Below are 23,343 nucleotides of genomic sequence, written 5' to 3'. Positions count from 1 at the left end.
CGCCGCGGTTCGGCGAGCGCAGTGTTCTGTTCGTAGGGCTCCTGAGCCGGTCAGTGACTGAACCAGGGGTTGCCGCCCAGCGCCCACACGGACACTTTGGTGACGCCGAGGGCGGTGATCGTGTCGAGTTTGCGGTTCAGGGCGATGCTGTCCACGTAGTCGTACAGCATGCCGTCCGAAGTCCAGCGAATCTCGCCGGAGTCCGGGTCGCGGCGCCGCTCGACCGCGGCGGGGTCGCCGGACCAGCCGGGCTGGGTGCGCATCACACTGAACGGGATGCTGCCCGTCACCTTGTCCCTGTCGAATGCGGCGGGTGCGCTGTAGCCGTAGGAGGGCAGCGCGATGACGAGGCGGTTGGGATCGGGCACCTTGGTCTGGGCGTAACGCACGATCTGTTGCAACCACTTATAGCGGGCGACGGGCACAGGGGTGCCGCCGGGCGGGGAATCGAACTCCTCGTCGTACGCCATGATCACGAGCTCGTCGGCTCCCGCACGGACCACCCGGACGTAGTCGTACCAGCTCTCGTCCTGTGTCATCGGGGGCGCGTCGACCTGGAGACGCTTGCCGGCCTTGTGCAGGGAGTCCGCGAGCTGGCTCAGGAAGGTGAGGTAGTCGGTGAAGTCGGTGGAACTCCAGGACCAGAAGTCCTCCAGGTCCACATCGACACCCGTAAGTTCCTCGGTCCTCACCAGATCGGTGAGTTGGCGTACCGCCTGTGTGCGCCGGGTGGCGCTGCTCACGAGCGCGTGCACCTCCAGGGTGGTCATGCCCGACAGGGTCGGGTACTGCTGTGCGGAGTGTGCCTTGAGGTCCCCGACGTCCGCCGTGCTGTAGGCGTTGCACAATCCCTGGGCGGTGGTCTCAAGCAGCACTTCTCCGTCCGGCTGGACCTTCCAGTACTCGGGCTTGAGGGCGCCGCTCCTGAGCCGGTCGTCGCGGTACTCCGCCTGGCCGGCGCACTGCGGCTCACCGGGTGAGCCGGGAAAGAGCCAGGACTGCAGCTGCACCCCGGCCCGCCCGCTCCCCGGCCCGGTCGCGGAGACCTTCGGCGAGGGCCCGCCCGCCGCAGTGGTGCTCGTCGGCGTACAGCCGGCGAGCAGAAACGCGGTCGTGAGGGCGGTCGCGATCGAAGCCGCGGGGACTCTGCGCATGGTGCCTTCCTGCAGGGAGTCGGGGACCCCCGCTCCGGGAGCCTGGTGGATCCGTGTTCAGGCCTTGTTCAGGCTTTGACGACGTCTGACAGACGCATGAACTCGTAGCCGGTGTCGAGGAGTTGAGGCACAGCGCCGCTGATTCCGCGTGCGGTGCCGCCGTGCGGATGGTTCATGTGCCCTATGACGACCGAGCCCGGACGTACGCCTTGCATGGCCTGATGTACCTGTGCGGGCGTGAACGTCGCCCCGCCGTCACTGTTGACGTCGAAGCTCGCGAACCGCTCCCCGAGATCGGTGACGATCCTGGCGGCCACGTCGTCGCAGTAGGCCGTACCGGAGCGGAAGAAGCGCGGCGGGCGGCCGAGCAGGCCGGTGAGTTTGGCGCGGTTGCCCGAGACCTCGTCGAAGACCTCGCCCGCGTTCCGTGTGCCGGGTATCCGGTAGGCGGAGCGTCCGGAGACGGAGAGCGGGAGGTGGCGGGTGCCGTGGTTGGCTATCTCGAAGAGCGGGTCGGCGGCGAGTTCCTTGAAGACCGACGGGTTCTCGTCGATCCAGCGGGAGTTGATGAACAGCGTCGCGGGGACTGAGCGCCCGCGCAGGAACTCGATGAGCGCGCTGTCGTACGCGTTGCCGCCTTTGCCGCCGCACGCGTCGAAGGTCAGCGCGGCCGTCTTCCCGCCGGCCGGCAGCCGGGAGAGCGCTCCCGGCACGGTCAGCCCCCAGCTGGTGGGTGTGTGTCTGCCGTACCGGGCGACGATCTCGGCCCTGGTCGGCCCGGCCGGTGGTGCGGAGGGCGCAGGTGAACCCGTTGCCGATGAGGAGGGCGGGGGAGTGGGAGCGGGGGCGGCCGGGGCGGGCTTCGCCGGTCCTGAGCAGCCGGTGAGGAGTCCACCCGTCGCCACCGCAAGGACCGTACGCCGACTCACGTTCATCGCGCCGCTTTCTCCGATCGAGGCAGCGCTGCTCGCCGCACTTGATCAGCCTAAGCGGGGCCCGGGCGGGGTTTGGACACAGGCTCTCAGACGCCCGAGCGCAGGGTGATGCGCTCGTCGCCCGCGTACACGTTCATGGAACTGCCGCGCAGGAAGCCCACCAGGGTGAGACCCGACTCGGCGGCCAGGTCGACGGCGAGCGAGGACGGCGCGGAGACCGCGGCGAGCACCGGGATGCCCGCCATGACCGCCTTCTGGGCGAGCTCGAAGGAGGCCCGGCCCGACACCAGCAGGATGCAGCGGGACAGCGGAAGCCGGTCGTCCTGGAGGGCGCGGCCGACCAGCTTGTCGACCGCGTTGTGACGGCCCACGTCCTCACGTATGTCGAGCAGTTCGCCCTCGGGTGAGAACAGCGCCGCCGCGTGCAGACCCCCGGTCCGCTCGAAGACCCGCTGCGACGCGCGCAGCCGGTCGGGGAGGCTCGCGAGCAGTTCGGGCTCGACACGGACCGGGGGAGTGTCGGCGATAGGGAAGCGGGCCTGCGTACGGACGGCGTCCAGGCTGGCCTTGCCGCACAGGCCGCACGACGACGTCGTGTACACGTTGCGTTCGAGGGTGATGTCGGGCACCACGACGCCCGGCGCCAGCTTCACGTCGACCACGTTGTAGGTGTTGTGCCCGTCCGCCGTCGCGCCCGCGCAGTACACGATCGACTGCAGCTCGGACGCGGCGCCGAGCACCCCCTCGCTGACCAGGAACCCGGCCGCGAGCGCGAAGTCGTCGCCCGGCGTGCGCATCGTGATCGCGAGCGGTTTGCCGCCCAGGCGGATCTCCAGTGGCTCCTCGGCGACCAGGGTGTCCGGGCGGGCCGAGACCACCCCGTCCCGGATGCGGATGACGCGGCGGCGCTCGGTGACCCGTCCCATGTCCTCAGTCCCTCGATCGCTCTGGTCGCTATCGTCAGTCTGGCCAGTCTCGTGTCTGTACGTGCTGGAAGCCGGAGCGTCCCTTGATGCACAGGTTGCCGTGGGTCACCGGGTTGTCGTGCGGCGAGGTGACCTTGACGATCTCATTGTCCTGCACGCGGAGGGTGGGGTTGCAGCCGGCGCCGCAGTAGGCGCACACCGTGGTCGTCTCCGTCTGCGCCGCCTCGTCCCAGGTGCCCGCCGCCCGCATGTCGTACTCGGACTTGAAGGAGAGCGCTCCCGTCGGGCAGACCTCGATGCAGTTCCCGCAGTAGACGCACGCGCGGGGGTGGCGGGGGCGAGGACGGCTGCGAGCCGGTGTGCCGAGTCATTCCCCACCCCGTCCCTTCCCGCAGTGACATGAGCGGCTCCGCCGCGTGGCCTCCGGGGGTGAGGGGCGGCTTCGACTTGTTCGGCTGGGGACCGTGGGTGGCTGGTCGCGCAGTTCCCCGCGCCCCTGGCAGGGGCGATCTTGGCAGGGTGCCCGCCAGGCATACCCAGCCCGTCCGGCGATTGAGGACGAGCGCCCTCAAGGCGCGACTGGGGGTCCGGGGACGGCGCCCCCGGGGTGCTCGGTGCGGGCGGGCCCGCTCTTCGTAGCAGTGCCGCCGGGGCGCGTTCGCACAGGCTCAGGCACGGGCTGCGTTCCCAGGAGGCGGACGGGGCGTCCGCCAGGGCGTCGCACAGGTCCGCCGAGCCCTTCGCCGCGCACGTCAGGTCCGTGCACACGTACAGCACCGTCGCAGGGCGCGGCTTTACCGAGAAGAGGGAGTAGAACGTCGCCACCCCGTACGCCTCCGCCGGCGGCACCGTCAGGCGGCGGAAGATGAAGATGTAGTCGAGAGCGCTCTCACTCAGCCAACCCACCCGGTCGTTGACCGCGTGCAGCGCAGGCAGGAGCAGGTCCCGGCGGTCGCGGGCCTCCTCGCCGCCGCGCGCCCAGCGCAGCTCCGCGTCCGATCGGACGTCCGCGCCCTCCCACGTCGAGGAGGGCGGCCCCAACACCGCGTCCACGGCGGCGCGTTCCTCGTCCGTCGGCTTGGTGTCCTTGAAGTGCAGGTCCACGGAACGGTCAGCTCCTCACGGCCGCGACGGTCGGCTTCTCCACCCGGACCGCCGACGCCTTGAACTCCGCCGTCCCGGCGATCGGGCAGTTCGCCTCGATGGCCAGCTGGTTGTGAAGGCCGTCGGCGTGGTTTCCAGGGTGGCTCTCCTGGCGCAGGGGCGGCGGGTGTGACCGGGGGTCGGTGCGGAGGCCTGGCACCGGGACCCGGATCCGGTTTCGTCGACAGAATATTGTCTACAGTATGCCTTTCGGAGGGGTCAAGGCGCCTGACGCACTCGGCTCGGGCTCTGCTCGGGCGAAACGCTGACACAAGGCTCCAAAGGTGCGGCAGTGAATCCTGTGGGATCTCGCGCCCCTGTACCCATCAGTAGCCACGAAGACTGGATGGCTCCGGATGTCAGCAGTCCATGCTCGTACCGATCAACCGTCCACGCTCGTACCGAGGAGATCCGTCATGACCGGCATGCGAGGCTCGCGCGTTGTCGCCGTCGGGCATTACCAGCCCGCCAAGGTGCTCACCAATGACGACCTCGCCGAGCTGGTCGACACCAGCGACGAATGGATCAGCAGCCGGGTCGGCATCCGCACCCGCCATGTCGCGGGCCCGGACGAGCCCGTGGACGAGCTGGCCGCGCACGCCGGCGCCAAGGCGCTGGCCGGCGCCGGGCTGAGCCCCGCCGACATCGACTTGGTCCTGGTCGCCACCTCCACGGCCGTCGACCGCTCGCCGAACACGGCCGCCCGGGTCGCCGCCCGGCTCGGCATGGGCTCGCCCGCGGTGCTGGACCTCAACGTGGTGTGCGCCGGGTTCACACACGCGCTCGCCACCGCCGACAGCCTGGTGCGCACCGGTACCGCCAAGCGCGCGCTGGTCATCGGCGCGGACAAGATGACGGCGGTGACCGACTGGACCGACCGCAGCACCTGCGTCCTGGTCGGCGACGGAGCCGGCGCCGCGGTCGTCGAGGCGAGCGAAGAGGCACTGATCGGCCCGGTGCTGTGGGGTTCGGTGCCTGAGATGGGGCATGCGGTACGCATCGAGGGCACCCCGTCGGTGTTCGCGCAGGAGGGCCAGTCCGTCTACCGCTGGGCCACCACTCAGCTGCCGCCGATCGCCCGCGAGGTGTGCGAGCGCGCCGGACTCACCCCCGAGGACCTGGCCGCGGTCGTGCTGCACCAGGCCAATCTGCGCATCATCGAACCCGTCGCGCGCAAGATCGGCGCCGTCAACGCCGTCATCGCCCGCGATGTCGTCGAATCCGGGAACACCTCGGCGGCCAGCATCCCGATGGCCCTGTCCAAGCTCGTCGAGCGCGGCGAGATCAGTACCGGCGACCCGGTCCTGCTCTTCGGCTTCGGCGGAAACCTCTCGTACGCGGGACAGGTCGTACGCTGCCCGTGACGGGCCCGGGAGACCCGCTCGGACACCGGCCCCACCGGTACGCGGGCCGACGGGCACTCCTCGCGCGAGCCCGGGTCACACGGTAGGGCCTCGCCAACTCGCCTCAGCCGACGAGGCGTTTGCGCCAGTCCAGCGGAGTGACGTCGATGGCCTGACCGGGGTCGCCGTCCCACTCCACCGCCAGGCCGCACCGCTCCAGCGCGGCGACGGCCTCCCGGCCCACGGACGCGGTGGTCTCGGACGAGCCGTCGAACCCGCCGTAGTGCAGCGTCAGCCCGTGCCCGCCTGCGGCCGCGTCGGTGGACTGGGAGTGGAAGTAGACGAAGCCGCGGGCGTCCGGCGCGCCCGCGCCGCCTATCTCCGACTGGCCGCAGGAGCGGCAACAGGTGAAGTGCTCCCGGGCCGTGAGTCCGGCCTCCTCCAGGACGGCGAACGCCCGGGTGATCCGCTCGGGGTCCGTCTCCTCGTCCGCCCAGGCCGCCTGTTCCGCCACGCGCTCCAGCCACATGCGGTCCGTCAACTCCCGTGCCTGCTCCGGCGATACGGGCCGGGAGTCGCCCGTCACGAGATAGTCCTCGGCCAGCTCTGCCAGCTCATCCCGCGTCGCGTAGCCGGCCACGATCACCTCACGGACCCGTGCCTCAAGCAGCCCGCGATCCTCGGCGTCGAGCTCCAGCGGGGGCGCCGGCGCCGGGGGTTCGAAGTCCAGCCGCTCCCAGTCGAGCCCCGCATGCCAGTCCTCCCCCTCCCGTGCCCATCCGGTCATGGCCGCGATCACCGGCTCGGGTTCGTCGAGCATGGTCTCGAAGTGCCGATCGGGCGCGCCGTCGCGGTACTGCAGCGTGTAGCCGCCGCCCGCCTCGTGCCACACCTGGATGAACACGCCGGGCAGGTCGGGAATCCGCTGGACCACCAGGAACCGGTCGCCCTCGCCCCCGATCCCCCGGACAAGGCAAGCCAGTTGATCGGCGGTGACCCTGGGGTGCCGCTGTCCGTTCTCCGTCTCCACCGTGATCGCAAGCATGTCGTTCACTGTCGCACGCGGCACTGACAACCCATGGGGCGCCTGCCTTGTGGCGGTTGCCCTTTGTGATTGGTCGAGATGGGTGTCATCTGGTCGCGCCATCTGTCGCCGCCCCCTCGCTGGAGCGGTTGAGGAGGTCGAGCAGGAGTGGCCCGTCGCCGCGTAGGTGGCGCATTCCCACCGCGTCTCATCCGATCTGGCGGATTCTCGATGAACTGCGGCTTGCCGTCTCGACTGCCGTTGCTCATGGGCAGGTCGCAGGGGCGCACAGCGGCGAGGATGATCCGAGAAAGGACAGCTCCAGTGACCGGACGTGGGCTGGTCAACGCCGAGCGAACCACGTGATCGTGATGTCGTTGTCGAACGAGGTGCGGTCGGTGACTTTGAAGAGGGTGGGGTTGAACTCCCCGTTGAATGCCGGGATCCCGGATCCGGCGACCACCGGATAGCTCTTGATGATCAGCTCGTCGATCTCGGGCAGCAGCGCGCCGGCGAGGAGGCCGCCGCCACAGAGCCAGATGTCCTGGCCTTCCTCCTGCTTGAGATCGCGGACCAGGGCCTGCGGATCCTTGTCGACCACGGTGACGGCCGGGTCGGTGTCGGGCGCGAGCGTGCTCGACACGACGTACTGGCGCAGGTGGGCGTAGGGGCTGGTGAAGCCCGCCTGCAGGCCGGGGCGGTAGCTGCCGAGCCCCATCAGCACGGTGTCGAAGCGCTGGTTGAGGGTGCCCGTCAGGCCGCGGGCGGCGCGCATAAAAGTGGGGACGGTCTCGGGGTAGCGGGCATTGGTCCACTCGGCGTAGGAGGCGGCCTGCTTCTCGTCGCCGCACGGGTAGAAGTCGAACTCTCCGCCGGGGCCGGCGATGTAGCCGTCGATGGAGACGGCGACGTAGTACACGAGCTTTCGCATGCGACAACCTCATCTGTAGTACTCTAATTGAAGTGGTTAAACCGTAGTACTACGACTGGAGTGGTGTCAATGGCGCGCAGGAACGACGAGCGGCGGGCCGCCCTCATCGATGCCGCGATCGAGGTGCTGGCCGGGGAAGGCGCACGCGGGCTGACCTTCCGGGCGGTGGACACCGAGGCCGCCGTGCCGGTCGGTACCGCCTCCAACTACTTCGCCAACCGCGACGACCTGCTCACCCAGGCGGGCGCCCGGGTCTACGAACGCCTCCAGCCCGACGAGGCGACGATCGCCCGGCAGCAGGCGGGCGCGCCGGACCGGGAGACGTACGTCATGCTGATGCACGAACTGGTCGACCGGATCAGCGCCTTCCGCACCGGCTACCTGGCACTGCTCGAACTGCGCCTTGAGGCCACCCGGCGCCCCGACCTGCGCACCGTGCTGACCGAGCGAGTCCGCGCCGACCTCGACGCCAACGTGGCCTACCACGTAGCCGCCGGCCTGCCCGGCGACGCGACCTCCGTCCGGCTGCTCTACCTGGCGTTCAACTGGCTGATCGTCGAACAGCTCACTCTGCCGGGGGTCTTCTCGCAGGCCGAGCGTGAACAGCTCGTCACGGCTGCGGTCGACCGCATCGTGACGCCGTAACCCGTCTCGCGAACACGGTCCTGTTCGTTCAGCGGACGGCTGCTCGACCGGCGAGCCGGGAAGTGACCACACCAGGCAGCCGCCACGTGATGATCACATCAGGGCGGGGCTCCCCTGTGTGGGCCGGCAACACCAGCCGATCCGAACCGACGGATCGCTCGCACCTACACCACGCTCGGTCTCCGCACTACCGGAGGCCCGCACCTCCTTGGCCGGGTTCATCTCCGCCGCCCAGGCCAGCGAACCGGCACCCGCATAGGGCGGCCCGCCGGCACCGCGCGTCCGCGGTGGCGTCTACCGTCTCGGGGCGCTGTTGCCCGTGCAGCCTGAGCTCGCGAAGGCCAACTCGTTCGAGAACGACGCGGCATCGCATTCTCAAGCCAACTGGCAGACTCACAGGTCAGAGCCCCGCCTTCCGTCACCCGGAAGGCGACAGGTCAGGATCCTCTGGCAGCATGATCATGTGGAGACCGTCGACAGCTCGAACGACCCCCTCCGGCTGCTTGTAGGCCGGGAGGTGAGCGCCGTCTGCTTCGTGCGCGATTACGTCGAGCTGCACTTCGACGGACCGGTCTTGCGCGCGCTGAGCAACCCCTTCGGCCGGTACGGCTGCCGCGGATGGCGCTTCCCTGCACGGGGATCGCTGGAGCTCATGCGCTACTACATCGGCAAGACCGTCGACGACTATGAGCTCGTTCCGGATCGGCTCCTCGCGCTGGACCTCGGGGAACACCGATTTGCGATCCCGCTGGACCACGTCTCGCGCATGGGCCCCGAGGCGGCCCATCTGATCGGCGTTGACGAGAGAGGCCAGTCCGACACGCAAGCGACTTGGATCTGGTGACAACCGTCGCGACCGAGCGAGGCAAGTGACAACAAATCCGACCAGCCGGTGACAGTTGGCGCGACCAGGGCGAACTGAAAGTTCAGGCCGCAGGGTTCTCCTGGTGACATCCATCTCGACCAGTCACACCCTTGACCCTCCGGCCGCTGGAGGAGCCAGGGTCGAGCCGTCGGCCCCGGCACCGGCCGGGGCCACGGAACCGCGGAGGTTCAGCGATGCGCGGCAAGGGTGTGCAGTACGACACGGGGACGTTTCCGAGCGGGGACAGCACCCGCAAGACATTTGATTCCTCCGCCGTGGCGCGTGACATGGGCGTCATCGCCCGGGACCTGGGCTGCAACGCGGTACGCGTCACCGGGCGACCCGGGGATTCCGTGCGTGCCTGTCCCGGCATGCCCTGGGAGCCGAAGGAAGCGTTCTACACCCTCGCCGAGTTCTACTCGGGCACTGCCCGCCCCTGACGCGGGTTCGCGCTCAGACCCAGCGCTTGGCCGCCTCAACGCTGTCGCCCCCGCTGGTGTTGAACGCGATCACGGCGGCCGGCGCGTGCTGGCGGACCAGGTTCACGACCAGCTCGAAGAAGACGAGCAGAGCCTCGGGCTTGCGGATGCCGCCCCCGATGACGACGACGTCCCACGCGTGCGCGTTCAGCGCGCCGATCACCGTGGACTCGGCCGTCTCGTCCAGCGCTATCAGGGCCATGGACGCGTCGATGCCGTGCTCGCCGAAGCGGGCCAGCTCCTTGTCGAGGACCGCGCGCATGGCGTCGCCGTCCATGCCGGGGACTGTGTGCGGGTCGATACCGAGAACAAGTGTGGAAGGCATGTGTGTAGGACGATCAGCGGACCGCCCAAGTTCCACCCGGCAGAGAAGCCCCACGCCCCAGGTCAACTGCCCAACTGCCGGGCCGGATACGTCCTTCCGGTCCGGTCGGCGCCCTCCTTGGTCCTCCGGCTCATGGCCTCAGCAACTCGCAGAAGCCGTTGCGGAGGGGGCCCCTTGAGCCGCAGCCTCCCCCTCCACCAGCTTTTCCATCGGGCCGACCGCCAACGCCCCGGAGATCACGACCGCTGCCCCGATGGCGACGACCAGGATGACCGTGCCGAGCCCCACCATCGTGTCCACCGGAATGGTGTAGGCCCCGACCACACGGGCCACGCACTCGGTCAGCAGTGCCCCGCCCCACACCACGGAGAACAGCGTCTCGCGGCGGCGGAATTGTGCGTTCCCGGCCATCAGGCGGTCCCAGGCAGCAGCCTTGTCCGGAGAATTCTTGGTGATCCAGGGCTTGAGCGCGGACGTCATCAGCGGGCGGCCGGCCGCCGCCGAGAGCAGGATGCCGATGCCGACCACGCTGCTGAGCGCACCGTCCTTGGCCAGCATCAGCCGGGGATCGCCGCTGACCGCCGAGAGCGCCAGACCTCCTACGTTCGCCGCCAGGACCAGCGCAGCGAGGCGGTTGAGGTCGCGGCCCTTCAACGCGCTCCACACCGTCCGCACCGCAGGGAGCACACTGCTGAGCGCCAGCGCGGCGAAGGTGCTCATCCCCGCGGCCTTGAGCGCGTAGTACGAGGCCAGCGGCACGCCCGCCTCCACGACCAACGGCATCAGGCTGTCCACCAACGGGTTGCGGCTGCTGCCCATCACGGTCTCCCCGGTCCACTCCTCGACGACGGGAACAGCCTGGCGGGGGAGGGCACTTGGGCGGCAGAGATCGCTGTCCCGAGAACGCCGGGACATTTGTCAGTCGGCGCGGCCCGACAAGGGCCCGCGGTACGGCGGGATCAGCGCCCCAGGCGCGAAAGAGCGGCCCGAAAGCGGCCCCGCGCCTTGGCCCTCGCGGTAGATCCAGGCCAAATCCCGGTACCTGTGCAACCGGATTCGGACGAGGAACGTACGAGGAACGTGCAGGGGGATTGTGCTCGGTAGACTGTAGACGATAGCCAATTTCCATGACCGGCTCGACGCCCGTGGTGCAGGAGGGGGAACCCATGTTGTCCGCAGGACTGCCGCAGGGAACCGTGCCCAAGCTGGAGCGGCCCGGGCCGCTGCGTGAGCGCGTGTACGAGGCCCTCCTCGAACTGATCACCACCCGGGCCCTGCGCCCCGGCCAGCACCTGGTCGAGAGCGAACTCGCGGGGCACCTCGGGGTGTCCCGGCAGCCGGTGCGCGAGGCGCTCCAGCGGCTCAACACCGAGGGCTGGGTCGACCTGCGGCCCGCGCAGGGCGCGTTCGTCCACGAGCCCACCGAGGAGGAGGCCGACCAGCTGCTCTCGGTGCGTACGCTCCTGGAGGCCGAGGCGGCACGGCTCGCCGCGGCCAACTCCGGGTCGGCCGGGATCGCCGGTCGCCCGCTGCTCGTCGCGCGCCGAGATCGCCGCGATCAGGTCCCGGTGCTCGATCCAGGACTCCTTGCCGCGCCGGCGGGCGCCCCGGCGCTGGTACCCCCGCCCCCCCCGGCCCCCCCGCCGGCGCGGCAAGCAGTCCTGGATCGAGCACCGGGACCTGATCGCGGCGATCTCGGCGCGCGACGAGCAGCGGGCGACCGAGGTCATGCGCGCCCACACCGAGCACACGCGCACGACCTACCACGAGCGGACCGAGCGGGGCTGACCCCGCCGACAGCCCGGGCCGCGTTGTCCGAGTCCGTTCTGCCCGGCGGGTGCAGAACGCGCTCGACTACGCCACGGGTCGGCCCGCCGCCCCCGCCGACGCGATGGTGGCGTCGTTCTCCGTGGCCTGCACTCTGATCCGTACGGGTTCGGTGCCAGTGGTGTGGTGGCGGGCGGCCCAGTTCCGCAGGGCGGCGCGGCAGGCGTGATCCAGGTGCCGCACGGCCGTCAGGTCGAGTTCGATGGGCTGGTCCTTCGGCAGTGCCTCCAGGGTCTGCAGGATGCGGGGAAGCCGGAGGAAGGTGGCGTTGCCGGTGAGGGCCACCACCAGCCTGCCACCGGTGAGTTCGCGGGTGTCGAGGTGGACGTGGGAGGTCTCCCATGCCGACTTCGCCACGGCCAGCACCAGGCCCAGGACCACGCCTTCGAACATGCTCGTCGTCACGATGGCGACGGCCGTGATCGTGAGGATGACGAGCTCGCCGCGGTGTTCGCGCCACAGCGGGAGCACTTCCTTGACGGGGATCAGCTTGCAGCCCGCGTGCACCAGTACGCCCGCGAGTGCCGCGAGCGGGATGATCCCGATCACCGTGGGCAGCAACACGGTGAACAGCAGCAACCACAGCCCGTGCAGGATGCGGGAGACCTTCGTCGTCGCACCTGCCTGGAGGTTGGCGGAGCTGCGGACGATGACCGCGGTCATCGGCAGGGCCCCGAGCACGCCGCACACCGTGTTGCCCACGCCCTGGGCGACCAGCTCCTTGTCGTAGTGCGTACGCGGGCCGTCGTGCATGCGGTCCACCGCTGCCGCGCTGAACAGCGATTCCGCCGACGCGATGAGGGCGAAAGCGAGGACCGTACCGAGCACCGCGCCGTTGCCCAACGAGCCGAGGTCGCTCGGACCGGGCGGCTGGACGGCCTCGAAGAGCCCCTTCACCTTCACGTTGGCGACGTCCAGGCCACCGATCGCCGTGCCGGCGGTGGCGAGGGCCACCGCGGCCAGCGGCGCGGGGATCAGCTGCACCTTGGCGGGCAGCTTCTTCCACCCCACGAGCACGATGATGGTGCCGAGGCCCACCGCGAAGGCGGTCAGTGCGGAGCGGCTGGTGGCGATGTCACCGACCAGACCCGGGATGCCGAGGATCTTCTCCAGGCCCGAGCGCGGCTGGTGGACGCCGGCCATGGTGTACAGCTGCCCGAAGATGAGCACGAGTCCGATGCCGGCCAGCATGCCCTGTACGACCGAGACGGAGATCGCCCGGAACCAACGGCCGAACCGCAGCAGGCCGAGGCCGATCTGGAGCACTCCGGCCGCCAGCACGATGGCGCCGAGCATGCTCAGTCCGAACTCCCGGACGGCTTCGAGGACAAGGACGGTCAGACCGGCCGCCGGGCCGCTGACCTGTAGCGCGCTCCCTGGCAGGAGGCCGACGACGAGCCCGCCGACGATGCCGGTGATCAGGCCGAGTTCGGCCGGCACGCCCGACGCCACGGCCACGCCCACACACAAGGGCAGGGCCACCAGGAACACCACGAGCGAGGCGAGCGCGTCCTGGCGCAGGACAGCAGGATTCTTGAAAGCGCACAGCATGAGCGAGGGTCCCCCCGAATTCGTACCCGGCCGGTTCACAGGGCTTTGAACGACAGTTCGCCGTCTTCTTGCGCCTGTTGCGCTCTGACCGCGCCGGTATGCACTTCGTAGTACCAGGCGTGCAGGGAGAGCGTGCCCGCGTCGATGCGCTCTTGGACGCACGGGTAGCCGCGCAGCGTCTCCAACTGTGCGAGGGCGTGGGCCTGTACGGCTTCCGCGACGTCGGCGGAGGCCGTCACCAGCGAGCGGACGGGGGCGTGCGGCGGCACGGCTTCTTCCAGCCAGCCGCGGACGGCGGGAACGGCGGACAGGTCCTCGCCGCGGACCACAGCGCTTATCGCACCGCAGTGGGAGTGCCCGCAGACGATGATGTCGCGGACGCCGAGGACGCGAACGGCGTACTCGACGGTGGCCGCCTCACCCGTGGGGCGGCCGAGGCCGGGGTAGGCAGGGACGATGTTGCCGGCGGTACGCAGTTCGAAGAGCTCGCCCGGGCGCGCCCCGGTGATCAGGGTTGGTACGACGCGCGAGTCCGAGCAGGTGATGAACAGGACTTCCGGGGCCTGCCCGGCCTCGAAGGCCTGGAACAGTTCCGCATGCCGGGGGTCGGCCACGTGCGTGGCCGAGAAGGAACGCGTCTTGTCGATCAGTGACTTCATGATGGCCTGCCTCCTGCGCCTGCACGGCTTCAGCCGGGGCGCGGTGTGGTCGGGTCGGTCAAGAGCGGTGAAGGGGTGCGGCGGCGATTCTTCAGCGCCACGTCCTCGGGGCGATACGCCACACCACTGCGGCACAGTCGGATTCGCTGCCGCAACCAAAACCTTACCAGCGCTTTGCCTGTTTATGGCAGACATAATAGTTGGCAAAATCCCCCAGGAATGGGGCATTTGATCAATTTCGGGGCCGAGTAAATGGGGCGTACGGTGGCGCTGCGGGGCGCACGACATGCCTATGTAGAAGGGGACTTGCACCGGTGGTGCGCCACGAGAGACTCCCTTGTCGACTCCGTGCGCGGCGTCATTGGCAATCCTTGCTCTTCATTTGATCGACGATTGTGCTTTACCTTCCGATTGTTTGAAGTTGAGGCCTGTGGAACGTGAAAGAGCCTCAGCAATTACGTGCAACGGGCAGGCGTATGCTCGGCCCATGGTTGAGCATCGCATGATCGACGTGAACGGCATCCGGCTGCACATCGCGGAGCAGGGCGAGGGCCCGCTCGTCCTGCTGCTGCACGGCTTCCCCGAGTCCTGGCACTCCTGGCGCCACCAGTTCGGCCCGCTGGCCGCCGCCGGGTTCCGGGTAGTCGCCCCCGACCAGCGCGGATACGGCCGCAGTGATCACCCGGAGGACGTGGACGCGTACAGCATCCTCCATCTCGTCGGGGACGTGGTCGGGTTGATCCACGCACTGGGCGAGGAGGAGGCGTTCGTCGTCGGGCACGACTGGGGCGCGCCGGTGGCCTGGCACACCGCGCTGCTTCGACCCGACGTCGTGCGGGGGGTGGCGGGGCTGAGCGTGCCGCCGCCGTTCCGCGGGGAGCGTCCGCCGCTGGCGGCCATGCAGGAGCGGTTCGGCGGTCGGTTCTACTGGAACTACTTCAATCGACCCGGGGTGGCCGACGCCGAGTTCGCGAAGGACCCCCGAACTGCCCTGCGCAAGCTGTTCTACTCCGCCTCCGGCGACGCCCCCGTTGCGGGCCGCCCCGATCAGGCGCTGGTGGCCGATCCGGGCCGGGGCTGGCTCGCGGACATGACCGAGCCCGAGGTGCTTCCGGACTGGCTCACCGAGGAGGACCTGGACGAGCTCACCGAGAGCTACGCCAAGGGCTTCACCGGAGCCCTGAACTGGTACCGCAACCTGGACCGCAACTGGGAGCTCACCGCCGCCTGGCACGGCGCGGTCGTCAGTCCGCCCGCACTGTACGTCTACGGCGACCGTGACCTGGTCCCGGCATTCCCGGGGACGCCCGAACTCATCGCGAAACTACCGGAGTTGATGCCCAGCCTGCGCCGCGAACCGATCGTGCTGCCGGGCTGCGGCCACTGGACTCAGCAGGAGCGGCCCGAGGAAGTGAATGCCGCGCTGGTCAAGTTCCTGACAGAGCTGCGGGGCTGATGGACCGATACCGCTCGGTGCGGCACCTCTGGCCGGCGCGAGCCGCCCCGGACCGGCTCAGCCCCGGGGCGGCCGCGCGCACATGGGGCCTACACCACCTCCCGGCTGATGGGCTGGGGGTTGGCCGCGATGTCCCGCATCCGTGTCCGGCCGGGCTGTCGCAGCAGCAGGGCTGTGCAGCCCGCCACCATCGAGATGCCGCCCGCCAGGGCATAGGCGCCGTCGTAGCCCCACGCGTCGACGACCATCGAGCCGAGCCCGCCGCCGAACAGGCCGCTCACCAGCTTGCCGCTGTAGACCAGGCCGTAGTTGGAGGCGTTGTAGTTCTCGCCGAAGTAGTCCGGGGTCAGTGCCGCGAACATCGGGTAGAAGGCGCCGCCGCCGAAGCCCGACAGGAAGGCGAAGAACAGGAATAGCCACTGGCTGTGGATATGGCCCGCCCAGATCACGCCGAACTGTGCGAGACCCAGGACCACGATCACGAACACCAGGGTCACCTTGCGGCCCCACAGGTCGGACAGCCAGCCCACGACCGCCCGGCCGATGCCGTTGATGACCGCCATGACGCCCATGGAGGAGGCGGCCACCAGCGGGCCGAAGCCGACCTCCTTCGCGTAGTCCACCTGGAAGGAGATGCCGAAGATGGAGACCCCCGCCGTCATCACGATGGTGATCCACATCAGCGGCAGCATGCCCGTTCTGATGGCCTCCTTCGGGGTGTACTGCCTGACCGCCGGGGGATTCTTCGCGAGGCTCGCCGCGCCCTTGGCGTTGCCGGAGAAGTTCAGCGGGTCGATCTCGGCGGGCCACCAGTTCTTCGGCGGGTCCTTGAAGAACCAGGCGCAGACCGCGACCACGATCAGCACGTAGACGCCGATGAGGTCGAGGACCTCGTGGTAATTGGCGGTGTCGAAGACGTAGTTGAAGATGAAGATGAAGGGCAGCGAGCCGTAGGCGAAGCCGCCGTTGACGAAACCCGTCTTGGCGCCCCGCCGTTCCGGGAACCACTTGCCGACCATGTTGATGCAGGTCGCGTAGACGAGTCCGGACCCCACCCCGCCCACGACGCCGAAGCCGAAGATCGCGGCGAGCACGTTGCGCAGGTGGGACAGCGCGAAGAATCCGACGAGGCAGAGCGCCGAACCGATGTACATCGCCCGGCGTGCGGTCAGGATGCCCTTCTCCCGCATCCAGCCCGCGGGGAAGGCGATGCCGGCCTGGAAGAACACCCAGACGCTCAGAATCCAGAAGGTGTTGCTCTGCGCCCAGCCGTGGGCCTCGGAGAGGGTGTCCTCGGCGGAACCGTAGGCGTACTCGGACACGCTGATCGCCATCATCGCGACCCACGGCAAATACACCATCAACTTGCGGCTGTGGCCCAGCAGATCGCGATCGGTCTCGCCGACGCGATACACGCGGCCCTTGCTGTCCGTGACGTTCCGGTAGGCGACACCCGCCGCGTACCGTGGCCCTCCGGATGTGGAACTGTCGCTCATGGTCGTCCCCTTGGCTTCGAAAGAACCTGGCCAGCGCCCCCTGTCCAAACCCTTCGTTGCGGCAAGGGCCTAGGTGAGCAGCCCCGCGGCCCGTGCCCAGCGGTACTTCGCACCGAGCACCGCAACCGGCTTCTCGGTGGTGTAGGGGTAGGCGGCGACGCCGCGCTCGAAGAGGTACGCGCAGGCCTCCTCGACCTCGGTGTCACCGGCCAGCGAGGCCACCACGGGCTTCTCGATGCCGCGCGCCCGGAACTCCTCGACGACCCGCGCCGTCAGCTCGGCGAAGACCATCGGCGGGGTGACGATCGTGTGCCAGTAGCCGAGGACGAGCGCGTGGATGCGCGGGTCCTCCATGCCGAGCCTGATCGTGGCCTCGTACGTGGCCGGCGGCTCGCCGCCCGTGATGTCGATCGGATTGCCCGCGGCGCCGAACGGCGGGATGAACGCCTTGAAGGCGGCGTCCAAGTCCGGGGGAATCTCCATGAGTTGGAGTCCGTTGTCGACGATCGCGTCCGACAGGAGTACCCCGGAGCCGCCCGCGCCGGTGATGATGACGACGTTGTCGCCCCGCGGGGCGGGCAGCACGGGCAGGGCCCGCGCGTACTCCAGCATCTCGTTGAGGCCGGGCGCCCTGATCACCCCCGCCTGGCGCAGGATGTCGTCGTACACCGCGTCGTCCCCGGCCAGCGCGCCGGTGTGCGAGCCCGCGGCCCTGGCGCCCGCGTTGGTCCGGCCGGCCTTGAGGACCACGATCGGCTTCTTCGGCACGGTCGCCCGCGCCGCCTCGACGAAGGCCCGGCCGTCCTTGAGGTCCTCCAGATGCATCGCGATGCACTGGGTGTTGGGGTCCTCACCGAACCAGGTCAGCAGGTCGTCCTCGTCGATGTCCGACTTGTTGCCGAGCCCGACGATCGCCGACACCCCGGTCCTGGTGGAGCGCGCGAAGCCGAGGATCGCCATGCCGATCCCGCCGGACTGACTGGTCAGGGCGACCGGGCCCTTCACGTCGTACGGGGTGCAGAACGTGGCGCACAGGTCCTGCCAAGTGGAGTAGTAGCCATAGATGTTGGGCCCGAGCAGCCGCACTCCGTGCCGCTCGGCGATGGCCACGAGCTCGTCCTGGAGGGCTTGATCGCCGGACTCGGCGAAGCCGGACGGGATGAGCACCGCGTTCGGAATGCCCTTGCGGCCCACCTCCTCAAGCGCCGACGCCACGAACTTGGCGGGGATCGCGAAGACCGCCACATCCACCTCACCCGGAACGTCCGTGACACTCTCGTACGCCTTGCGGCCCTGAATGTCATCGGCCCGGGGGTTCACGGGGTGGATCTCCCCGGAGAAACCTCCGTCGACCAGGTTGCGCATGACCGAATTGCCGATCTTGCCCTGCTCGTTGGACGCGCCGATCACGGCGACCGAGCGCGGCCGCATCAGCCGCCGCATCGAGCGCAGGATCTCCTCGCGGGTGTACGTCCGCCGCGGCTTGGCCACGTCGGTGGCGAGCAGGATCCGGATGTCGGCGGCGACCGCGCCCTCGGGCGTGGCGATCACCGGGTTGAGGTCGACCTCCGCGATCTCCGGGAAGTCGCTCACCAGTTGGGACACCCGGCGGATCTGCTCCGCGAGCGCCCACCGGTCCACGGCCGGCGCGCCGCGCACCCCGCGCAGGATCTCCGCCGCCTTGATCGAGTCGAGCATGGACATCGCCTCGTCGGCGGTGACCGGTGCGAGCCGGAACGTGACGTCCTTCAGGACCTCGACCAGCACTCCGCCGAGCCCGAACGCCACCACCTTGCCGAAGGTGGGGTCGGTGACCGCCCCGACGATCACCTCCTGCCCCGGCGGCAGGAGCTGCTGCACCTGCACGCCGTCGACGCGGGCATCGGGAGCGTAGGCGCGGGCGTTCTCGACGATCCGGTGGAAAGCTGCCCGCACCTCGGCCGCGCCCTCCACGCCGACCACGACCCCGCCCGCGTCGGTCTTGTGCAGGATGTCCGGCGAGACGATCTTCAGTACGGACCTGCCGCCGAGCCGCGCCGCGTGCGCGACCGCCTCGTCGACGTCCCGTGCGAGCGCCTCGCCCGGCACGGCGATCCCGTACGCGTCCGCGATCGTCTTGCCCTCGGGCGCGGTGAGCGCGGCGCGCCCCTCGGCCCGTACGGCCGCGAGCAGCGCCCGCACCGCCTCGCGGTCCTGTGCCTCGACACCGGCCATCGCTCAGATCACTCCGTTCGTCTTGAGCAGCCGCAGTTCGTCAACGCTCAAGCCCAGTTCGCCGACGTACACCTCTTCGTTGTGCTCGCCGAGCAGCGGCGAGGTGACCATGTCGACGGGGGAGTCGGAGAGCTTGAGCGGCGAGCCGACGGTGGTGAACCGGCCGCGCTCGGGGTGTTCGACCTCGACGACCATCTCGTTGGCGGCGAGGGATGCGTCCTCGATGATCTCCTTGGTGGAGAGGATCGGGCCGCACGGGATGTTGTGCGCGTTGAGTCGCTCAAGTACCTCCCATTTGGGGAGAGTTGAGGACCACTCCTCGATCAGCTGGAACATCTTGTCGAGCTTGGGGAGGCGCGCCTCGGGTGTTGCCCACTCGGGGTCGGTGGCGAGCTCGGGGCGGCCGATGAGCTCGGTGACCGGCTGCCAACCGACCGGCTGAACGATCACATACACGTAGTCGTTGGGCCCGCCGGGCGCGCACCTCACGGCCCAGCCGGGCTGCCCGCCGCCGGACGCGTTGCCGGAACGGGGAACTTCCGTGCCGAAGTCGTCATTGGGGTACTCCGCCAACGGCCCGTGAGCCAGCCTTTGTTGGTCGCGCAGCTTGACCCGGCACAGGTTGAGGACCGCGTGCTGCATGGCGACCTGGACGCGCTGGCCGCGCCCGGTGGACTCGCGCTGGTAGAGCGCGGCCAGGATGCCGGCCACCGCGTGGATGCCGGTCCCGGAATCGCCGATCTGCGCACCGGTGGCGAGCGGCGGCCCGTCCTCGAAGCCGGTGGTGGCCATCGACCCGCCCATGGCCTGCGCGACGACCTCGTACGCCTTGAAGTCGGTGTACGGGCCTTCCCCGAAGCCCTTGATCGAGGCGTACACGATCCGGGGGTTTATCTCCTGGATCCGCTCCCAGGTGAAGCCCATGCGGTCGACGGCGCCCGGGCCGAAGTTCTCCACCATCACATCGGAGCGGCGGATGAGCTCGGTCAGGATCTCCTTGCCGCGCGGGGTCTTGGTGTTGAGGGTGATGCTCCGCTTGTTGCAGTTGAGCATCGTGAAGTAGAGCGAGTCGACGTCGGGCAGGTCGCGCAGCTGCCCCCGGGTGATGTCACCGGTGGGCGCCTCCAGCTTGACGACGTCCGCGCCGAGCCAGCCGAGCAGCTGGGTGGCGGAAGGGCCGGACTGGACGTGGGTCATGTCGAGGACGCGTACGCCCTCAAGAGCCTTGGTCGCGGGGGCCTTTGTCATGGCAGGGCTCCTCTACTTGTACATGGTCTGGTTCATGGTTCCGGGGGCGTACGCGTCCGGATCGACCCACACGTTGATCAGTGACGGCTTGCCCGACTCGCGGGCGCGTCGCAGCGCGGGCGCGATGTCGGCGGGGTCGCGGACCTCCTCGCCGTAGCCGCCCAGCATCCGCGCGAACTGGTCGTAGTGGACGTCGCCCAGGGTGTTGCCGATCCGCTCCCGCTCCAGGCCGTACTTCTGCGCCTGGCCGTAACGGATCTGGTTCATCGAGGAGTTGTTGCCGACGATCCCGACGAACGGCAGGTCGTAGCGGACCAGCGTCTCGAAGTCCCAGCCCGTCAGCGAGAACGCCCCGTCGCCGAACAGCGCCACGACCTCCTTGTCAGGCCGCGCCTGCTTGGCGGCGAGCACGAACGGGATGCCGACACCGAGCGTGCCGAGCGGCCCCGGGTCCATCCAGTGCCCCGGCGACTTCGGCTGGACGACCTGACCGGAGAAGGTGACGATGTCGCCGCCGTCCCCGATGTAGATCGAGTCCTCGGTGAGGAACTCGTTGATCTCGCTGACCAGCCGGTACGGATGGATCGGCGAGGCGTCCGACTTCAGCTGCGGCAGCCTCTTCTCGATCGCGGTCTGCTCGGCGGTCCGCAGCTCCTCCAGCCACGCCTTGCGCCTGACGGCCCCGCCGCCCAGCCGCCCCGAGGCGGCCTCGGTGACGGACTTGAGGATCAGACCGGGGTCGCCGACGATCCCGAGGTCGATGTCCCGGTTCTTGCCGACGGTCCGGTAGTCGAGGTCGATCTGCACGACCGTCGCACTCGGCGAGAGCCGCTTTCCGTACCCCATCCGGAAGTCGAAGGGGGTGCCCACGATCACGATGAGGTCGGCGTTGGAGAACGCGTACCGGCGCGACAGCTGGAAGTGGTGCGGGTCCCCGGGCACCAGCGTGCCGCGCCCGGCCCCGTTCATGTACGCGGGCACGTTCAGGGTGCGTACGAGCTCGACGGCGTCGTCGGTGGCCCGGCTCGTCCACACCTGGCTGCCCAGCAGGATCGCCGGCTTCTCGGCGTGCACGAGCAGGTCGGCGAGCTTCTCGACGGCCTCGGGGTCGCCGGGGCTGCGGGTGGAGGCCCGGTAGCGCCCCGCCGCCGGGATGCGCGCCTTCTCCAACGGCACCTTCGCGTCGAGCACATCGCGCGGAATCTCCAGGAAGGACGGCCCCGGCGCCCCGTTGAAGCACTCGCGGAACGCCATCGACACCATGTCCGCGGCCCGCGCGGTGTCCGGGACTGTCGCCGCGAACTTGGTGATCGGCGTCATCATGTCGACATGGGGGAGGTCCTGGAGCGACCCCATCTTGTGCTGGCTGTGGGCGCCCTGACCGCCGATCAGCAGCATCGGCGACTCGGCGCGGAAGGCATTGGCGACCCCGGTGACGGCGTCCGTGGTGCCGGGCCCGGCGGTGACCACGGCGCAGCCGGGCTTCCCGGTGATCCGGGCGTAGCCGTCGGCGGCATGGGCGGCGACCTGCTCGTGACGTACGTCGACGACCTCGATCCCCTCGTCCACACAGCCGTCGTAGATGTCGATGATGTGGCCGCCGCAGAGGGTGTAGATGACATCGACGCCCTCCGCCTTGAGTGCCTTGGCGACCAGGTGTCCGCCCGAGATGAGGTCCTGACCGCTGTCGTCGGAGCCGTGAGGCATGGCGAAGTCCGTCCCTTCTTGGGGGAGTTGAGGTGCGCCTTCGGTTCTGCCCGCCGAGGGCAGGGGGCGTCCTCCAATGGATTGCATACAGTCGACGAATACTGTATGAACCTTGTTATCTCTCATTCGATGGTGCGCTGTCCAGGGGTGTGCGGCACTTTCACCCTTCGACAGGAGCCGGGATTGGATCTGTACGAGTACGAGGCAAGGGGGCTGTTCAAGGACCACGGCATCGCGGTCCCCGACGTGACCGTGGTCGCATCCCCGCGCGAGGCCCGGGCGGCGGCCGAGTCGCTGGGCGGCCGGGTGGTCGTCAAGGCGCAGGTGAAGACCGGAGGCAGGGAAGGTGGGCGGAGTCAAGCTCGCCGTGAACCCGGCGGCCGCCGAACTGGCGGCCCGTCAAATCCTGGGCGCGGACATCAAAGGCCATGCCATATGCAAGGTGATGCTGGCCCAACCGGTCGACATCGAGGCCGAGTTCTACGTGTCGTACGTCCTGGACCGCGCGCCCGGCTTCTTCCTCGCGATCGCGTCCGCCGAGGGTGGCATGGAGATCGAGGAGGTCGCGGCCGACCGCCCCGAGGCCGTCGCCCGGATCCCCGTCGGCCAGGAGCGGGGGTGGACGCGGCGAAGGCGGCCGAGATCGCCGCGGCGGCGAAGCTCCCGCCACAGGCGGCCCCGGTGCTGACCCGCCCGTGGCAGGTCCTGGTGGTGGAGGACGCGGTCCTGGTGGAGGTGAACCTCCTGGTGCGGACGGTGTCGGGGGAGATCCTGGCGCTCGACGCAAAGATCGCTCTGGGCGACAACGCGCGTTTCCGGCAAGCGCGTTGGGGCTCGTCCGGGGTGGGCCCGAGTGGGGACCCACTGGAGGCCGCGGCGTCGGCCGAGGGTCTGTGCTGCTCCAGGGTTCCCTCCGATGGCGCCTGATGCAGCCCTTCCGGCGTTTGAGGAGTGGGGGTACTGGGGGTGGGGGGGGCTCGGTGCACCGAGCATCAGCCGAAGGGCCCGCCAGGACGGGGGCTGGGGCGGCGGTGCCCCCGGCCGGAGGCCGAAGGAACTACCGTTGTAGGGCGGGTTCGGGAGCGGCCCCCAACTCGCCCGCAGCGACAGGGGCTTGACATTGCCCCGCTGAGGGGCGCGGGGAACTGCGCGACCAGCCACCGACGGCCCGCAGTCGACGAACTCGCCGTCAAGGTGCCGGGGGCCGGGTATGGAGCCCTCAGCGCCACCCGCCGCGCCGAGGCCGAATGACCTGCCAGCGTAGGCGTCTGGGGCGGAGCCCCGGTGCCACCCGCCGGCCCGAGGTCGAATGACCCGCCAGAGCAGGGTTCCGGGTGGGAGCCCCGGCGCATCACCTGCCGGCCCAAGCCCAACGACCCACCGCCGGAGGCTTTCGGGAAGGGGCGGGGTGGGGA

19 protein-coding genes and 4 pseudogenes are annotated in these 23,343 nt (G+C 69.5%); 7 read left to right on the top strand and 16 right to left on the bottom strand.

Annotation, left to right across the window (positions count from 1 at the left end; genetic code table 11):
* Positions 1-50 precede the first annotated feature (50 nt).
* The 6 genes and pseudogenes from ADK54_RS41910 to ADK54_RS41885 form a co-directional block, all read right to left on the bottom strand.
* Entirely contained in the window at positions 51-1,154 is a 1,104-nt protein-coding gene (locus tag ADK54_RS41910) for a glycosyl hydrolase family 18 protein (protein WP_053731119.1), read from the bottom strand.
* Between the two features lie 68 nt (positions 1,155-1,222).
* Positions 1,223-2,089: a polysaccharide deacetylase family protein gene (locus ADK54_RS41905; RefSeq protein ID WP_053731118.1), complete on the bottom strand. Its 867-nt coding sequence runs from the start codon at positions 2,087-2,089 to the stop codon at positions 1,223-1,225.
* Between the two features lie 86 nt (positions 2,090-2,175).
* Complete coding sequence (gene fdhD, locus ADK54_RS41900; protein WP_053731117.1) at positions 2,176-3,015, bottom strand: formate dehydrogenase accessory sulfurtransferase FdhD; 840 nt, start codon at positions 3,013-3,015, stop codon at positions 2,176-2,178.
* Positions 3,016-3,049: 34 nt separating this feature from the next.
* Positions 3,050-3,352 (bottom strand): annotated as a pseudogene (locus ADK54_RS41895) (4Fe-4S binding protein); the annotation flags it as partial.
* A gap of 280 nt (positions 3,353-3,632) precedes the next feature.
* A pseudogene (locus ADK54_RS48150) lies at positions 3,633-4,119 on the bottom strand (NAD(P)H-dependent oxidoreductase subunit E); the annotation flags it as partial.
* A gap of 7 nt (positions 4,120-4,126) precedes the next feature.
* Positions 4,127-4,318 (bottom strand): hypothetical protein, encoded by a 192-nt coding sequence (locus ADK54_RS41885; RefSeq protein WP_053731115.1) that lies wholly within the window; start codon positions 4,316-4,318, stop codon positions 4,127-4,129.
* Positions 4,319-4,583: 265 nt separating this feature from the next.
* Between ADK54_RS41885 and ADK54_RS41880 the strand changes: the two genes are divergently transcribed.
* On the top strand, positions 4,584-5,522 hold the full coding sequence (locus ADK54_RS41880; protein WP_053731132.1) for a beta-ketoacyl-ACP synthase III: 939 nt from the start codon (positions 4,584-4,586) through the stop codon (positions 5,520-5,522).
* A gap of 103 nt (positions 5,523-5,625) precedes the next feature.
* Here the strand turns inward: ADK54_RS41880 and ADK54_RS41875 are convergent, their stop codons facing one another.
* Positions 5,626-6,546 (bottom strand): DUF6891 domain-containing protein, encoded by a 921-nt coding sequence (locus ADK54_RS41875; RefSeq protein ID WP_053731114.1) that lies wholly within the window; start codon positions 6,544-6,546, stop codon positions 5,626-5,628.
* Positions 6,547-6,868: 322 nt separating this feature from the next.
* Positions 6,869-7,456: a dihydrofolate reductase family protein gene (locus tag ADK54_RS41870; RefSeq protein ID WP_053731113.1), complete on the bottom strand. Its 588-nt coding sequence runs from the start codon at positions 7,454-7,456 to the stop codon at positions 6,869-6,871.
* A 69-nt stretch (positions 7,457-7,525) separates the two neighbouring features.
* On the opposite strand from ADK54_RS41870, the gene ADK54_RS41865 reads away from it, so the two are divergent.
* The 3 genes from ADK54_RS41865 (at position 7,526) to ADK54_RS41855 (ending at position 9,406) form a co-directional block, all read left to right on the top strand.
* Positions 7,526-8,101 (top strand): TetR/AcrR family transcriptional regulator, encoded by a 576-nt coding sequence (locus tag ADK54_RS41865; protein ID WP_053731112.1) that lies wholly within the window; start codon positions 7,526-7,528, stop codon positions 8,099-8,101.
* Between the two features lie 463 nt (positions 8,102-8,564).
* Positions 8,565-8,945 carry a hypothetical protein gene (locus ADK54_RS41860; protein ID WP_053731111.1) on the top strand — a complete coding sequence of 127 codons (381 nt, stop codon included), beginning with the start codon at positions 8,565-8,567 and terminating at the stop codon, positions 8,943-8,945.
* Between the two features lie 215 nt (positions 8,946-9,160).
* The gene (locus ADK54_RS41855; RefSeq protein ID WP_053731110.1) at positions 9,161-9,406 is read left to right on the top strand and encodes a hypothetical protein; all 246 of its coding nucleotides are present in this window, start codon (positions 9,161-9,163) and stop codon (positions 9,404-9,406) included.
* Positions 9,407-9,419: 13 nt separating this feature from the next.
* Here ADK54_RS41855 and ADK54_RS41850 read toward each other — a convergent pair whose 3' ends face one another.
* Both ADK54_RS41850 and ADK54_RS41845 read right to left on the bottom strand, forming a co-directional pair.
* Positions 9,420-9,770 carry a hypothetical protein gene (locus ADK54_RS41850; protein ID WP_053731109.1) on the bottom strand — a complete coding sequence of 117 codons (351 nt, stop codon included), beginning with the start codon at positions 9,768-9,770 and terminating at the stop codon, positions 9,420-9,422.
* A 138-nt stretch (positions 9,771-9,908) separates the two neighbouring features.
* Positions 9,909-10,589 carry a VC0807 family protein gene (locus ADK54_RS41845; RefSeq protein ID WP_199827157.1) on the bottom strand — a complete coding sequence of 227 codons (681 nt, stop codon included), beginning with the start codon at positions 10,587-10,589 and terminating at the stop codon, positions 9,909-9,911.
* 347 nt (positions 10,590-10,936) lie between these two features.
* On the opposite strand from ADK54_RS41845, the pseudogene ADK54_RS41840 reads away from it, so the two are divergent.
* A pseudogene (locus tag ADK54_RS41840) lies at positions 10,937-11,558 on the top strand (GntR family transcriptional regulator).
* Positions 11,559-11,624: 66 nt separating this feature from the next.
* Here the strand turns inward: ADK54_RS41840 and ADK54_RS41835 are convergent.
* Together ADK54_RS41835 and ADK54_RS41830 are read right to left on the bottom strand one after the other, a co-directional pair.
* Positions 11,625-13,148, bottom strand: coding sequence for a SulP family inorganic anion transporter (locus tag ADK54_RS41835; RefSeq protein WP_053731107.1), 1,524 nt, complete (start codon positions 13,146-13,148; stop codon positions 11,625-11,627).
* 35 nt (positions 13,149-13,183) lie between these two features.
* The gene (locus ADK54_RS41830) at positions 13,184-13,807 is read right to left on the bottom strand and encodes a carbonic anhydrase (protein WP_053731106.1); all 624 of its coding nucleotides are present in this window, start codon (positions 13,805-13,807) and stop codon (positions 13,184-13,186) included.
* A 487-nt stretch (positions 13,808-14,294) separates the two neighbouring features.
* Here ADK54_RS41830 and ADK54_RS41825 point away from each other — a divergent pair, with 487 nt between their 5' ends.
* Positions 14,295-15,263, top strand: a complete 969-nt coding sequence (locus tag ADK54_RS41825; protein ID WP_053731105.1) for an alpha/beta fold hydrolase — start codon at positions 14,295-14,297, stop codon at positions 15,261-15,263.
* Positions 15,264-15,352: 89 nt separating this feature from the next.
* Here ADK54_RS41825 and ADK54_RS41820 read toward each other — a convergent pair whose 3' ends face one another.
* The 4 genes from ADK54_RS41820 to ADK54_RS41805 all read right to left on the bottom strand — a co-directional run bounded on the left by ADK54_RS41820 (position 15,353) and on the right by ADK54_RS41805 (position 21,928).
* Positions 15,353-16,759: an OFA family MFS transporter gene (locus ADK54_RS41820; RefSeq protein ID WP_053731104.1), complete on the bottom strand. Its 1,407-nt coding sequence runs from the start codon at positions 16,757-16,759 to the stop codon at positions 15,353-15,355.
* Between the two features lie 69 nt (positions 16,760-16,828).
* Positions 16,829-18,973 carry an acetate--CoA ligase family protein gene (locus ADK54_RS41815; protein WP_053731103.1) on the bottom strand — a complete coding sequence of 715 codons (2,145 nt, stop codon included), beginning with the start codon at positions 18,971-18,973 and terminating at the stop codon, positions 16,829-16,831.
* Positions 18,974-18,976: 3 nt separating this feature from the next.
* Complete coding sequence (gene frc, locus ADK54_RS41810) at positions 18,977-20,221, bottom strand: formyl-CoA transferase (RefSeq protein ID WP_053731102.1); 1,245 nt, start codon at positions 20,219-20,221, stop codon at positions 18,977-18,979.
* A 12-nt stretch (positions 20,222-20,233) separates the two neighbouring features.
* Positions 20,234-21,928, bottom strand: coding sequence for a thiamine pyrophosphate-binding protein (locus ADK54_RS41805; protein WP_053731101.1), 1,695 nt, complete (start codon positions 21,926-21,928; stop codon positions 20,234-20,236).
* A 183-nt stretch (positions 21,929-22,111) separates the two neighbouring features.
* Between ADK54_RS41805 and ADK54_RS41800 the strand changes: the two are divergent.
* Positions 22,112-22,822 (top strand): annotated as a pseudogene (locus ADK54_RS41800) (ATP-grasp domain-containing protein); the annotation flags it as partial.
* Positions 22,823-23,343: the final 521 nt, after the last annotated feature.

Source organism: Streptomyces sp. WM6378 (genome assembly GCF_001279695.1).
In the GTDB taxonomy this organism is placed as follows: domain Bacteria; phylum Actinomycetota; class Actinomycetes; order Streptomycetales; family Streptomycetaceae; genus Streptomyces.
Note: the sequence above shows the minus strand (reverse complement) of the source record. Positions and strands in the feature narration are given on the sequence as shown.